Raw genomic sequence first — 13,901 nt, forward strand, 5'->3', positions numbered from 1 at the left:
AGAACCGACCGTCTGCTAGGCTCCCGCCCTTCTCCACCGCCCCGCCTATGAGAATCCCCCGCGTGCCCGACGCCATTCTGCGCCTCGCCCTGCCTTCGCCCCTGCGCCGCCTGTTCGACTATCGGGCCCCGGCCGGCGTGCTGCGTTCGCAGTTGCAACCGGGCATGCGCCTGCGAGTGCCGTTCGGCCGACGGGAGATGATCGGGATTCTGGTGGAGGTCACCGACACCAGCGAAGTGCCGGTGGAAAAGCTCAAACCGGCGCTGGCCCTGCTCGACGCCACCGCTCCGCTACCGCCGGCGCTGTTCAAGCTATGCCTGTGGACGGCTCAGTATTATCAGCACAGCCTCGGCGACACTCTGAGCTGGGCGTTGCCAGTGCTGCTGCGTCAGGGCGAACTGGCCGAAGCCCGTCAGGAACGGTTCTGGTCGGCGGCTCCCGGCGCCAGCCTCGACGACCCGCGCATCGCCCGCGCCCCGCGCCAGCGTGAAGCCCTGGCGACTTTAGCCCAGCACCCCCACGGCGTCGCCCATCAGTTGCTGAGCAAACTGATGCTGAGCAAGGACAGCCTCGACCTGTTGCTGGCCAAGGATCTGGTGCAGGTCGAAGTGCGCCGTCACGCCCCCGGCGCGCGCCATGAACACTGGCTGGCCCAGCCCGAACTGCCGCTCAACAGCGAACAGCGCGCCGCGTATGAGGCAATTCGCGCCGGGTTCGACAGTTATCATGCGTTCTTGCTGGCCGGGGTCACCGGCAGCGGCAAGACCGAAGTCTATTTGCAGTTGATCCGCGAAACCCTTGAGGCCGGCAAACAGGCGCTGGTGCTGATCCCGGAGATCAACCTCGGCCCGCAGACCCTGGCCCGTTTCGAACAACGCTTCAACGCCCGGATCGCCCTGCTGCACTCGGCGGTCAATGACCGCGATCGTCTGGACGCCTGGCTCGCCGCCCGTGACGGCGAGGCCGACATTATTATCGGCACCCGCTCGGCGCTGTTCACCCCGATGAAGAATCCGGGGCTGATCATCATCGACGAAGAACACGACGGCTCCTATAAACAGCAGGAAGGTCTGCGCTACCACGCGCGGGATCTGGCGCTGGTGCGGGCGCGGCAGGAAAACATCCCGATCGTGCTCGGCTCCGCGACGCCATCCCTGGAAAGCCTGCACAACGCCTACACCGGTCGCTACGGACTCCTGCGCCTGAACGAACGCGCCGGAGGCGCCAAGCAGCCACGTTTCCTGCGCCTGGATGTGAAAAGCCGTCCACTGGACAGCGGCATTTCCGGGCCGATGCAGCAAGCCATCGGCCAGACCCTAGCCGCCGGCCAGCAGGTATTGGTGTTCCTCAACCGCCGGGGGTTTGCCCCGACGCTGCTGTGCCATGACTGCGGCTGGATGTCCGAGTGCCAGCGCTGCGATGCGCGGATGACCGTGCACCAGCGCTATGGCGAATTGCGCTGCCACCACTGCGGTTACGTCGAGCGCGTGCCGCGCCAGTGCCCGAAGTGCAACAAGGTCGATCTGCGCCCCGTGGGCGCCGGCACCGAGCGGGCCGAGGAAAGGCTGGCGATTCTGTTCCCGGACTATCCGGTGTTGCGCGTCGACCGTGACAGCACGTCGCGCAAGGACGCGATGAACCAGTTGTTCGCCACGATCCAGAAAGGCCAGCCGTGCATTCTGGTCGGCACGCAGATGTTGGCCAAGGGTCACCACTTCCCTCGGGTGACGCTGGTGTCGATCCTCGATGCCGACGGCGGTCTGTTCTCCGGCGACTTCCGCGCCAGCGAGCGCATGGCGCAGCTGATCGTGCAGGTTGCCGGGCGTGCCGGGCGTGCGGAGGAACCGGGCAAGGTGATCATCCAGACGCATCTGGCCGACCATCCTTTATTGGTGCAACTGACCGAGCAGGGTTACTTCGCCTTCGCCGAACAGGCCCTGAGCGAACGCCGCGCCGCCGGCCTGCCGCCGTTCGCCCATCTCGCCCTGCTGCGCGCCGAAGCGCACAAGCCGGGGCAGGCCGAAGGCTTTCTTGATGAAGCCTGCAGCGAGGCCGAGCGCTTGCTGGCCGAACAGAATCTGACCGGCATTGAACTGCTGGGGCCGGTGCCGGCGCCGATGGAACGCCGGGCCGGGCGCTTCCGCGCGCAGCTGCTGTTGCAGGCCACGGCCCGGGCGCCGCTGCACCGATTGCTGGCGAGCTGGCTGCTGGTGCTAGAACAGATGCCAAGCGGCCGGGCGGTGCGCTGGTCGCTGGATGTCGACCCGGTGGATCTGTACTGACCGGGCAAAACCGGCCGAATTGTCACCACACATCCACATCCTGCCTGCTAAGGTTGGCAAGCCCGTCTTCGCAACGGATAATGCCCAGTTTTTCCACCCGCGCATCGATGCGCCGCCGCGCTTGCGGTCGAAAGAGAAGACCATGAAAGACACCATTCGCCAGCTGATCCAACAAGCCCTCACCCAACTCGTCAACGAAGGTGTGTTGCCTGAAGGCCTGACGCCGGCGATCCAGGTGGAAAACGCCCGGGACAAGACCCACGGCGACTTTGCCAGCAACATCGCCATGATGCTGGCCAAGCCTGCGGGCATGAAGCCGCGCGATCTGGCGGAAAAAATCATCGCCGCCCTGCCGGCTGACGAAAACGTCACCAAGGCCGAAATCGCCGGCCCCGGTTTCATCAACTTCTTCCAGAACACTCAAGCGCTGGCCTCGCGCCTCGACGCCGCCCTGGCCGACGATCACATTGGCGTGCGCAAGGCCGGCCCGGCGCAACGCACCGTGGTCGATCTGTCGGCGCCGAACCTGGCCAAAGAGATGCACGTCGGCCACCTGCGCTCGACCATCATTGGCGACGGTGTGGCCCGAGTCCTCGAATTCCTCGGCGACGATGTCATCCGCCAGAACCATGTGGGTGACTGGGGCACCCAGTTCGGCATGCTGATGGCGTACCTGCAGGAAAACCCGATCACCAGCGACGAGCTGTCGGACCTGGAAAACTTCTACCGCGCCGCCAAGCAACGCTTCGACGAATCCCCGGAATTCGCCGACCGCGCCCGTGGTCTGGTGGTCAAGTTGCAGGCCGGCGACGCTGAATGTCTGGCGCTGTGGACCAAGTTCAAGGACATCTCGCTGTCGCACTGCCAGAAGATCTATGAACTGCTCAACGTCAAACTGACCATGGCCGACGTGATGGGCGAAAGCGCCTACAACGACGACCTGATCAACGTGGTCAACGACCTGAAAGCCGCCGGCATGCTGGTTGAAAGCAACGGCGCCCAGTGCGTGTTCCTCGACGAATTCAAGAACGCCGAAGGCGAGCCGCTGCCGGTGATCATCGTCAAGGCTGACGGCGGCTACCTGTACGCCACCACCGACCTGGCGGCCGTGCGCTATCGCAGCGGCAAACTGAAGGCCGACCGCGCGTTGTACTTCGTCGACCAGCGTCAGGCCCTGCACTTCCAGCAAGTGTTTGCCGTGGCACGCAAGGCCGGTTTCGTGACCCATCCGATGGAAATGGAGCACATGGGCTTCGGCACCATGAACGGCGCCGACGGCCGTCCGTTCAAGACCCGTGACGGCGGCACCGTGAAGCTGATCGACCTGCTGACCGAAGCGCAGGAACGTGCCTACAGCCTGGTGAAGGAAAAGAACCCGACACTGGCCGAAGACGAACTGCGCGCCATCGCCAAAGTAGTCGGCATCGGCGCGGTGAAATACGCCGACCTGTCGAAACACCGCACCAGCGACTACAGCTTCAACTTCGACCTGATGCTCAACTTCGAAGGCAACACCGCGCCGTACCTGCTGTACGCCTACACCCGCGTGGCCGGCGTGTTCCGCAAACTGGGCAAGGATTTCAGCGAAGTCGACGGCCAGATCGTCCTCGAAGCGGCGCACGAACAGGAACTGGCGGCGAAACTGGCGCAGTTCGGTGAAGTGCTGAACAACGTTGCGGAAAAGGGCACGCCACACACTCTCTGCACCTACCTGTACGACGTGGCCGGCCTGTTCTCCAGCTTTTACGAGAACTGCCCGATCCTCGCCGCCGACACCCCGGCACAAATGCAAAGCCGTCTGCGCCTTGCCGCGCTGACCGGCCGTACCCTCAAGCAAGGCCTGGAACTGCTCGGCCTGGAAACCCTGGAGCGCATGTAAGTTGGCTGCCAAGAAAAAACCTGCACCCAAGCGTGGCGCCAGCCGTTACCAAGCTCCAGCGAAGCAGCCGATTCCGGGCTGGCTGTGGATGGCCATCGGCCTGACGGTCGGCGCGTTCATCGTGTTCCTGATGAAACTGGAGCCGGGCAAGGGCAGCGACACGGTCAAGCGCGAGAAGGTCGAGCAACAGCAGCAACAGAAAGCCTCCAAGATCGCCGAGGCCAACAAGACCCCGCCGAGCCCGACGCAACCGGTGAAGCCGAAGTACGACTTCTACACCCTGCTGCCGGAATCGGAAGTGATCGTGCCGCCTGATGCCGTGCCGGAGAAAACCCTGCCGACGCCACAGGTGCCGGCAATCCCGACCACGCCGGTGACCCCGGCCGAAGCGGCGAAGATCGACACCGCACGGGCGCAGGCTGCGCTGGCCGGAATCACCCCGCCGCCAGCGCCACCGGTGACCAAGGCTGCACCGGTGACCAAGTTCTTCCTGCAGGCCGGCTCGTTCCGCAAAGAGACGGATGCCGACAAGGTCCGCGCGCAGATCATTCTGCTCGGCCAGGCAGTCGCGGTTGAATCCGGGACGGTCAAGGACGAAACCTGGTATCGCGTACTGGTCGGCCCGTTCAGCAACCGCGAACAACTGACCACTGCCCAGAAACAACTGGCGGGCGCGGGCTTCAGCAACCTGCTGTTACAACAACGCCAGAGCCGTTGATCCTCCTCACCGATCGTTCCCACGCTCTGCGTGGGAATGCAGCCCGGGACGCTCCGCGTCCCTTGCCGCGGGGACGCGGAGCATCCATTGAGGCGTTCCCACGCGGAGCGTGGGAACGATCATGTCGTTCTGCGTGGGAACGATCATGCACAAATCACCGCTCGTCCCCTCTCCCGCCCCGCAGTTGAAATCCTCTCCACCACCCCCATATGAATGGGCATAAGGCATTTTCGCCCCGCAGTGTGGAGACTCTTCCCTTGACCACCATCGTTTCAGTCCGCCGCCACGGCAAAGTCGTCATGGGCGGCGACGGCCAGGTTTCTCTCGGCAACACCGTGATGAAAGGCAACGCGAAGAAAGTTCGTCGCCTGTACCACGGCGAAGTCATCGCCGGTTTCGCCGGTGCCACCGCCGACGCCTTTACCCTGTTCGAACGTTTCGAAGGCCAGCTTGAAAAACACCAGGGTCACCTGGTTCGCGCCGCCGTCGAACTCGCCAAAGAATGGCGCACCGACCGCTCCCTGAGCCGCCTCGAAGCGATGCTTGCGGTCGCCAACAAGGACGCATCCTTGATCATCACCGGCAACGGTGACGTGGTCGAACCCGAAGACGGCCTGATCGCCATGGGTTCCGGTGGCGCCTATGCGCAAGCCGCCGCCAGCGCCCTGCTGAAGAAGACCGACCTGTCGGCCCGCGAAATCGTCGAGACCGCTCTCGGCATCGCCGGCGACATCTGTGTATTCACCAACCACACCCAGACCATTGAGGAGCAGGATCTCGCTGAATGAGCCTGACGCGGCCCCTGTGCCACGGCTTGTTTCTGCTTGAGGACCGTCAATTATTATGTCCATGACTCCCCGCGAAATCGTCCACGAACTCAACCGCCACATCATCGGCCAGGACGATGCCAAGCGCGCTGTCGCGATTGCCCTGCGCAACCGCTGGCGCCGCATGCAGCTGCCTGAAGAGCTGCGCGTTGAAGTGACCCCGAAGAACATTCTGATGATTGGCCCAACCGGCGTCGGTAAAACCGAGATCGCCCGTCGCCTGGCCAAACTGGCCAACGCGCCGTTCATCAAGGTCGAAGCGACCAAGTTCACCGAAGTCGGCTACGTCGGCCGTGACGTCGAATCGATCATCCGTGATCTGGCCGATGCTGCGATCAAGATGCTGCGCGAGCAGGAAATGACCCGCGTTCGCCACCGCGCCGAAGACGCCGCCGAGGACCGTATCCTCGACGCCCTGCTGCCGCCGGCACGCATGGGCTTCAGCAACGAAGAAGCGCCGACCCAGGATTCCAACACCCGCCAACTGTTCCGCAAACGCCTGCGCGAAGGTCAGTTGGACGACAAGGAAATCGAGATCGAGGTCGCCGAAATGGCCGGCATCGAAATCGCCACGCCTCCGGGCATGGAAGAAATGACCAACCAGTTGCAGAACCTGTTCGCCAACATGGGCAAGGGCAAGAAGAAGGCCCGCAAGCTCAAGGTCAAGGAAGCGCTGAAACTGGTACGCGACGAAGAAGCCGGTCGCCTGGTCAACGAAGAAGAGTTGAAGGCCAAGGCCCTGGAAGCCGTCGAGCAGCACGGCATCGTGTTCATCGATGAGATCGACAAGGTCGCCAAGCGCGGCAATGTCGGCGGCGCTGATGTGTCCCGCGAAGGCGTGCAACGTGACCTGCTGCCGCTGATCGAAGGCTGCACCGTCAACACCAAGCTGGGCATGGTCAAGACCGACCACATCCTGTTCATCGCCTCCGGTGCGTTCCACCTGAGCAAGCCGAGCGATCTGGTGCCGGAGCTGCAAGGCCGTCTGCCGATCCGTGTGGAACTCAAGGCCCTGAGCCCGCAGGACTTCGAACGCATCCTCAGCGAACCGCACGCCTCGCTCACCGAGCAGTACTGCGCACTGCTGAAAACCGAGGGCCTGAACATCCAGTTCCAGCCGGAAGGCATCAAGCGTCTGGCGGAGATCGCCTGGCAGGTCAACGAGAAGACCGAGAACATCGGTGCCCGTCGCCTGCACACGCTGCTCGAGCGTCTGCTGGAAGAGGTGTCGTTCAGTGCCGGCGATCTGGCCAGCGCCCACGACGACAAGGCGATCGAGATCGACGCCGAATACGTCAACAGCCACTTGGGCGAATTGGCGCAGAACGAAGACCTGTCCCGTTATATCCTGTAAGCCATACTTACAGTGGTCGTGAAACTGTGGGAGCCGTCGGCTCCCACAATTTTTTCCACCTGACGGAACGCCGGCGATGACCCAACTCCCCACCGACATCAAGTTGCACAAAGCCTCGAAAACCCTGTCGCTCAAATACGCGACCGGCGAGGAATACACCCTGCCCGCCGAATTCCTGCGCGTGCATTCCCCCTCCGCCGAGGTCCAGGGCCACGGCAAACCGATCCTGCAATTCGGCAAGCTGCACGTCGGCCTGACCAAGGTAGAACCGGCCGGTCAGTACGCACTGAAACTGACCTTCGACGACGGTCACGACAGCGGTCTGTTCACCTGGGATTACCTCTACGAGCTGGGGCGACGTCATGACGCACTCTGGGCGGATTATCTGGCCGAACTCAAAGCCGCCGGCAAAACCCGCGACCCGGACCAGTCCGTCGTCAAGCTGATGCTCTAGTCCGCACCTCGGACTGTTTAGAGGGCATTTTCTAGATTCATCTGTTTGAATGCTCCGCTAAAGCGGCCCGGGATCGGCTGCTTGCGAAAAAAATCATTCTCGGGTAACCAATGGAACTGGCAAGTTCCCTGCAATGCTCTACGACTGTAAAGCAGCTATGCAGAATCAACGGTCACCCGAGCAGTAGTACCTGGCATTGGCTGTGGAACTGCACAGCAGAAAACCGGGTACTCGTCTCAGGACAATGGAGCGTCGTAGATGAGTAACAAGAATAACGATGATTTGAAGTACCAGGCCTCGGAGAACACCCTGGGGCTGAATCCTGTCGTTGGGCTACGCGGAAAGGATCTGCTGGCCTCTGCTCGAATGGTGCTGACCCAGGCCATCAAACAACCGATCCATAGTGTCAAACACGTCACCCAGTTCGGCCTTGAACTGAAGAACGTGCTGTTCGGCAAATCCGATCTGCAACCGGCTGGCGATGACCGTCGCTTCGTCGATCCGGCGTGGAGTCAGAACCCGCTGTACAAACGTTATCTGCAAACCTACCTGGCATGGCGCAAGGAACTCCATGCCTGGATCGACGACAGCAGCCTCTCGCCCAAGGACATCGCGCGCGGCCACTTCGTGATCAACCTGATGACCGAGGCCATGGCGCCGACCAACACGGCGGCCAACCCGGCGGCGGTCAAACGCTTCTTCGAGACCGGTGGCAAGAGCCTGCTCGACGGCCTCTCGCACCTGGCCAAGGATCTGGTGCACAACGGCGGCATGCCGAGCCAGGTCAACATGGGCGCGTTCGAGGTCGGCAAGAGCCTGGGCGTGACCGAAGGCGCGGTGGTGTTTCGCAACGACGTGCTGGAGCTGATCCAGTACAAGCCGATCACCGAGCAAGTGCACGAGCGCCCGCTGCTGGTGGTGCCGCCGCAGATCAACAAGTTCTATGTATTCGACCTGAGCCCGGACAAGAGCCTGGCGCGTTTTTGCCTGCGCAACAATGTGCAGACCTTCATCGTCAGCTGGCGCAACCCGACCAAGGAACAGCGCGAGTGGGGACTCTCGACCTACATCGAAGCCCTGAAGGAAGCGGTCGACGTGGTCACTGCGATCACCGGCAGCAAGGACGTCAACATGCTCGGCGCCTGCTCCGGCGGCATCACCTGCACCGCCCTGCTCGGCCACTACGCGGCGATCGGCGAGAACAAGGTCAACGCCCTGACCCTGCTGGTCAGCGTGCTCGATACAACGCTGGACAGCGACGTCGCCCTGTTCGTCGACGAGCAGACACTGGAGACCGCCAAGCGCCATTCGTATCAGGCCGGCGTGCTCGAAGGCAAAGACATGGCCAAGGTCTTCGCCTGGATGCGCCCGAATGACCTGATCTGGAACTACTGGGTCAACAACTACCTGCTCGGCAACGAACCGCCGGTGTTCGACATCCTGTTCTGGAACAACGATACGACTCGACTGCCGGCCGCGTTCCACGGCGACCTGATCGAGATGTTCAAAAACAACCCACTGATCCGCCCCAATGCACTGGAAGTGTGCGGCACGCCGATCGACCTCAAGCAGGTGACCGCCGACATCTTCTCGCTGGCCGGCACCAACGACCACATCACGCCGTGGAAGTCCTGCTACAAGTCGGCGCAGCTGTTCGGTGGCAAGGTCGAATTCGTGCTGTCCAGCAGCGGGCATATCCAGAGCATCCTGAACCCGCCGGGCAACCCGAAGTCGCGCTACATGACCAGCGACGAAATGACCGCCAATGCCGATGACTGGCAGGAAAATTCGACCAAGCACGCCGACTCCTGGTGGCTGTACTGGCAGGCGTGGCAGGCCGCGCGGTCGGGCGAGCTGAAAAAGGCGCCGACCAAGCTGGGCAACAAAGCGTATCCGGCAGGCGAAGCTTCACCGGGCACTTACGTTCACGAGCGGTAACCGACACACCTCATTCCCCCTGTGGGAGCGGGCTTGCTCGCGAAAGCGGTTGATCAGCCAACATCAATGGCGACTGACACGACGCCTTCGCGAGCAAGCCCGCTCCCACAAAGGGTACGAGGTGACATTGAGATTGACCCACAGGGCCTTGAAGCATGCCGCACCCGTTCATCTTTCGAACCGTCGAGCTGGATGGCCAGACCATCCGCACGGCGGTCCGCCCCGGCAAGCCTCACTTGACGCCCTTGCTGATATTCAACGGCATCGGCGCCAACCTGGAGCTGGTGTTTCCTTTTGTCGCGGCGCTGGATCCGGACCTGGAAGTGATCGCCTTCGACGTGCCCGGTGTCGGTGGTTCCTCGACGCCGAGCCGTCCGTATCGCTTTCCCGGGCTGGCGAAGCTCACCGCGCGGATGCTCGATTACCTCGACTACGGACAGGTCAACGTGATCGGCGTGTCCTGGGGTGGCGCGCTGGCGCAGCAGTTCGCCTACGACTATCCCGAGCGCTGCAAGAAGCTGGTGCTGGCGGCGACCGCCGCCGGTGCGGTGATGGTGCCGGGCAAGCCGAAGGTGCTGTGGATGATGGCCAGCCCACGGCGCTACATCCAGCCGTCCCATGTGATCCGCATCGCCCCGATGATCTACGGCGGCTCGTTCCGCCGCGACCCGACACTCGCCGCCAGCCATGCGGCCAAGGTGCGTTCGGCGGGCAAACTCGGCTACTACTGGCAACTGTTCGCGGGCCTGGGCTGGACCAGCATTCACTGGCTGCACAAGATCCATCAGCCGACGCTGGTGCTGGCCGGTGATGACGATCCGCTGATCCCGCTGATCAACATGCGCATGCTCGCCTGGCGAATCCCCAACGCGCAGCTGCACATCATCGACGACGGGCATCTGTTCCTGATTACCCGGGCCGAGGCGGTGGCGCCGATCATCATGAAATTCCTCCAGGAGGAACGTCAGCGTGCGGTGATGCATCCGCACCCGACACCGCTGGGCGGATAACCGTCCTGGCACGGATTTCTGGACAGCGTCTTGCAACGTGTCCGCACAGGTGCGTGGCAGGAAGCCACGCAGGCAACAACCCGCAACAGCGTCTATGGTGTTCTGGTTCGGTGTGTTTGTTTTTGGCCTGAAGACGAAGGAGTGTTGAGTCATGCGTGACAAACCAGCGACGGGCGTCGTGCCCAGCCCCGCCGTGTTCATCAATGCACAGAGTGCCATGACCGGTCTGCGCGGCCGGGACCTGATCTCGACCTTGCGCAGCGTCGCGGCCCACGGCCTGCGCAATCCGATCCACAGTGCAAAACACGCCTTGAAGCTGGGGGGCGCGCTCGGACGCGTGCTGCTCGGCGAAACTCTGCACCCGACCAATCCGCAGGACAGCCGCTTCGCCGATCCGGCGTGGAGCCTGAACCCGTTCTATCGGCGCAGCCTGCAGGCTTATCTGGCCTGGCAGAAACAGGTCAAGAGCTGGATCGACGAGAGCAGCATGAGCGACGATGACCGCGCCCGCGCACACTTCGCCTTCACCCTGCTCAACGACGCCGTGGCGCCTTCCAACACACTGCTTAATCCGCTGGCTGTGAAGGAGCTGTTCAACTCCGGCGGCCATAGTCTGGTGCGCGGTCTCAGCCATCTGATCGACGACCTGCTGCACAACGACGGCCTGCCACGCCAGGTCACCAAACAGGCTTTCGAAGTCGGCAAGACCGTCGCCACCACCACAGGGTCAGTGGTGTTTCGCAACGAAATGCTCGAGCTGATCCAGTACCGGCCGATGAGCGAAAAACAGTATTCGAAACCGCTGCTGGTGGTGCCGCCGCAAATCAACAAGTACTACATTTTCGACCTCAGCCCGAGCAACAGCTTCGTCCAGTTCGCCCTGAAGAACGGCTTGCAGACCTTCATGATCAGCTGGCGCAACCCGGATGTGCGGCATCGCGAATGGGGCCTGTCGACCTACGTCGAAGCCGTGGAAGAAGCGATGAACATCTGCCGGGCGATCACCGGCGCCCGTGAGGTCAACCTGATGGGCGCCTGCGCCGGCGGGCTGACCATCGCCGCGCTGCAAGGGCATCTGCAGGCCAAGCGGCAGTTGCGGCGGGTCTCCAGCGCCACCTATCTGGTGAGCCTGCTCGACAGTGAAATGAACACCCCGGCCACCCTGTTCGCCGATGAGCAAACGCTCGAAGCGGCCAAGCGGCGCTCCTATCAGAAAGGCGTGCTGGACGGTCGCGACATGGCCAAGGTGTTCGCCTGGATGCGCCCCAACGATCTGATCTGGAGTTATTTCGTCAACAACTACCTGCTGGGCAAGGAGCCGCCGGCGTTCGACATCCTCTACTGGAACAACGACAGCACCCGCCTGCCCGCCGCGTTTCACGGCGACATTCTGGACTTCTTCAAGCACAACCCGCTGACCCATCCGGGTGGCCTGGAGGTGTGCGGCACGCCGATCGATCTGCAGAAGGTCACGGTCGACAGCTTCAGCGTGGCCGGCATGAATGACCACATCACGCCGTGGGACGCGGTGTATCGCTCGACGCTGTTGCTGGGCGGCGAGCGGCGCTTCGTGCTGTCCAACAGCGGCCACGTGCAGAGCATCCTCAACCCGCCGGGCAACCCGAAAGCCCATTACGTCGAGAACGGAAAGCTCAGCGGCGATCCGCGCGCCTGGTACTACGACGCCAAGAAAGTCGACGGCAGTTGGTGGCCACAATGGCTGGAGTGGGTGCAGCAGCGCTCCGGCACCCTGCACGAAACCCAGATGACCCTCGGCAACGCCAATTATCCACCGATGGAAGCGGCACCCGGCACCTATGTGCGTGTGCGCTGACTGACTCAAGCCCTTTTAAGAAGACTGGATGAAAACAAGCGAACGGATCCTCGAATGTGCCCTGCAGTTGTTCAATGAAAAGGGCGAGCCGAACGTCTCCACCATGGAGGTTGCCAATGAAATGGGGATCAGCCCCGGCAACCTTTACTACCACTTCCACGGCAAGGAACCGCTGATTCTCGGACTGTTCGAGCGCTTCCAGAACGACCTCGCCCCGCTGCTCGACCCGCCCGCCGATGTCGAACTGGCGCCGGAGGATTACTGGCTGTTCCTGCACCTGATCGTCGAACGGCTGGCGCAGTACCGCTTCCTGTTCCAGGACCTGTCGAACCTGGCCGGCCGCCTGCCGAAACTGGCCAAGGGTATTCGCCAGTTTCTCAACGTGCTCAAGCGCACGCTGGCGTCATTGCTGGCGCGGCTGAAGGCGTCGGGGCAGTTGGTCAGCGACACCCAGGCGCTGGGGCAACTGGTGGAGCAGATCACCATGACGCTGCTGTTCTCGCTGGACTATCAACGGATTCTTGATCGCGAAGGAGAAGTGCGGCTGGTGGTGTACCAGATCATGATGCTGGTGGCGCCGCATCTGTTGCCGCCGGTGAAGGTGGCGACGGAGAGGATGGCTTTGCAGTACCTCGAAGATCACGAGTAATCCGACGGCTTTTACCCAAACAAAAACGCCCGACCTTCACAGGCCGGGCGTTTTTTTGAGCCCTGAAAAATCAGGACTGACTGGTTGGCGTCGACGGCGTCGATGCAGCAGTCGGAGCAGGCGCCGGGGTTGGAGCCGAGGCGGAGTTCGACGTGCTTGCCAGTGCTTGCGGTGTGGTCACCGGTTTGGGTGCAGCAGCTTTCGGCGCAGCGGCTTTCGGCGCGGCCGGTTTTTTCACTGCAGGCTTTTTCGCCGCAGCCGGTTTGGCGGCAGGCTTGGCGGCGGGTTTGGCTGCTGCGGTTTTCGCTGCTGGTTTGGCTGCTGGCTTGGCCGCAGGTTTAGCGGCTGATTTTGCAGCCGGCTTGGCGGCGGCCTTGGCAGCAACCGGTTTGGCCGCGGCTTTCGCTGCAGGCTTGGCGGCAGCAGTTTTGGCTGCTGGTTTTGCGGCCGGTTTGGCGGCGGCTTTAGCCAGTGGCTTGGCAGCGGTTTTGGCCGCAGGCTTGGCTGCTGCGGTTTTCGCCGCGACAGGCTGAGCTTTCAGGCCGGTGAGTTTTTCGATCTGCCTGGTCAGGGTATCGACCTTCTTGTGCAGATCCTTCACCTCGTTGCGGCTCGGTACGCCCAGGCGCGAAATCGCACTGTTCAGGCGCTTGTCGAAAGCCCCTTCCAGCTGATCCCAGGTGCCCAGTGCGCGATCTTTCACGCCGCTGATGCGCGATTTTGCCGAGCTTGCAGAATCCTTGGCAGCATCGACTTTCTTGCCGACTGCAGCCTTGGTGAGCTTCTCGGCTTTCTCGCCGTCTTTGACCAATGTATCGAAGAGCTTGCTGCCGTCAGTGTCGATCTTCGAGTACACGCCTAAACCAGCCAGCCAGATCTTGCGGGAATAGTCTTCGACTTTTCCGATCCACGAGCTGCCTTCTTTATCGGTGTTCTTTTTACCAGCCATCCCGTTC

General features: G+C 62.4%; 11 protein-coding genes. 10 read left to right on the top strand and 1 reads right to left on the bottom strand.

Annotation, left to right across the window (positions count from 1 at the left end; genetic code table 11):
* Positions 1–62: 62 nt before the first annotated feature.
* The 10 genes from CAG25_RS04265 to CAG25_RS04315 all read left to right on the top strand — a co-directional run bounded on the left by CAG25_RS04265 (position 63) and on the right by CAG25_RS04315 (position 12,945).
* On the top strand, positions 63–2,282 hold the full coding sequence (locus CAG25_RS04265) for a primosomal protein N' (RefSeq protein WP_007952400.1): 2,220 nt from the start codon (positions 63–65) through the stop codon (positions 2,280–2,282).
* 142 nt (positions 2,283–2,424) lie between these two features.
* Positions 2,425–4,161 (top strand): arginine--tRNA ligase, encoded by a 1,737-nt coding sequence (gene argS / locus CAG25_RS04270; RefSeq protein WP_085611138.1) that lies wholly within the window; start codon positions 2,425–2,427, stop codon positions 4,159–4,161.
* 1 nt (position 4,162) lies between these two features.
* Positions 4,163–4,879 (top strand): SPOR domain-containing protein, encoded by a 717-nt coding sequence (locus tag CAG25_RS04275; RefSeq protein ID WP_039772438.1) that lies wholly within the window; start codon positions 4,163–4,165, stop codon positions 4,877–4,879.
* A 257-nt stretch (positions 4,880–5,136) separates the two neighbouring features.
* The gene (gene hslV / locus CAG25_RS04285) at positions 5,137–5,667 is read left to right on the top strand and encodes an ATP-dependent protease subunit HslV (RefSeq protein WP_003196958.1); all 531 of its coding nucleotides are present in this window, start codon (positions 5,137–5,139) and stop codon (positions 5,665–5,667) included.
* A gap of 55 nt (positions 5,668–5,722) precedes the next feature.
* Positions 5,723–7,060, top strand: a complete 1,338-nt coding sequence (gene hslU / locus CAG25_RS04290) for an ATP-dependent protease ATPase subunit HslU (protein ID WP_039772441.1) — start codon at positions 5,723–5,725, stop codon at positions 7,058–7,060.
* A gap of 76 nt (positions 7,061–7,136) precedes the next feature.
* Positions 7,137–7,514, top strand: a complete 378-nt coding sequence (locus tag CAG25_RS04295; protein ID WP_085611140.1) for a gamma-butyrobetaine hydroxylase-like domain-containing protein — start codon at positions 7,137–7,139, stop codon at positions 7,512–7,514.
* A gap of 258 nt (positions 7,515–7,772) precedes the next feature.
* On the top strand, positions 7,773–9,452 hold the full coding sequence (gene phaC / locus CAG25_RS04300) for a class II poly(R)-hydroxyalkanoic acid synthase (RefSeq protein ID WP_039772445.1): 1,680 nt from the start codon (positions 7,773–7,775) through the stop codon (positions 9,450–9,452).
* A gap of 155 nt (positions 9,453–9,607) precedes the next feature.
* The gene (gene phaZ / locus CAG25_RS04305) at positions 9,608–10,462 is read left to right on the top strand and encodes a poly(3-hydroxyalkanoate) depolymerase (protein WP_007952412.1); all 855 of its coding nucleotides are present in this window, start codon (positions 9,608–9,610) and stop codon (positions 10,460–10,462) included.
* A gap of 151 nt (positions 10,463–10,613) precedes the next feature.
* Positions 10,614–12,296 (top strand): class II poly(R)-hydroxyalkanoic acid synthase, encoded by a 1,683-nt coding sequence (gene phaC, locus CAG25_RS04310; RefSeq protein WP_064592889.1) that lies wholly within the window; start codon positions 10,614–10,616, stop codon positions 12,294–12,296.
* Between the two features lie 28 nt (positions 12,297–12,324).
* Positions 12,325–12,945, top strand: a complete 621-nt coding sequence (locus CAG25_RS04315; RefSeq protein WP_007952414.1) for a TetR/AcrR family transcriptional regulator — start codon at positions 12,325–12,327, stop codon at positions 12,943–12,945.
* 70 nt (positions 12,946–13,015) lie between these two features.
* Here CAG25_RS04315 and CAG25_RS04320 read toward each other — a convergent pair whose 3' ends face one another.
* A complete protein-coding gene (locus tag CAG25_RS04320; protein WP_085611141.1) occupies positions 13,016–13,894 on the bottom strand; it encodes a phasin family protein in 879 nt (292 codons plus the stop codon).
* Positions 13,895–13,901: the final 7 nt, after the last annotated feature.

The sequence above is a fragment of the Pseudomonas sp. B16(2017) genome (genome assembly GCF_002113205.1).
Classification (GTDB): domain Bacteria; phylum Pseudomonadota; class Gammaproteobacteria; order Pseudomonadales; family Pseudomonadaceae; genus Aquipseudomonas; species Aquipseudomonas pharyngis.

What these genes read in the sequence shown, in the direction of transcription:
- phaZ (WP_007952412.1), top strand. Translation starts at nt 9,608, where the DNA reads ATGCCGCACCCGTTCATCTTTCGAACCGTCGAGCTGGATGGCCAGACC.
- CAG25_RS04295 (WP_085611140.1), top strand. Translation starts at nt 7,137, where the DNA reads ATGACCCAACTCCCCACCGACATCAAGTTGCACAAAGCCTCGAAAACC.
- hslU (WP_039772441.1), top strand. Translation starts at nt 5,723, where the DNA reads ATGTCCATGACTCCCCGCGAAATCGTCCACGAACTCAACCGCCACATC.
- phaC (WP_039772445.1), top strand. Translation starts at nt 7,773, where the DNA reads ATGAGTAACAAGAATAACGATGATTTGAAGTACCAGGCCTCGGAGAAC.
- CAG25_RS04315 (WP_007952414.1), top strand. Translation starts at nt 12,325, where the DNA reads ATGAAAACAAGCGAACGGATCCTCGAATGTGCCCTGCAGTTGTTCAAT.
- CAG25_RS04320 (WP_085611141.1), bottom strand. Translation starts at nt 13,894, where the DNA reads ATGGCTGGTAAAAAGAACACCGATAAAGAAGGCAGCTCGTGGATCGGA.
- phaC (WP_064592889.1), top strand. Translation starts at nt 10,614, where the DNA reads ATGCGTGACAAACCAGCGACGGGCGTCGTGCCCAGCCCCGCCGTGTTC.
- argS (WP_085611138.1), top strand. Translation starts at nt 2,425, where the DNA reads ATGAAAGACACCATTCGCCAGCTGATCCAACAAGCCCTCACCCAACTC.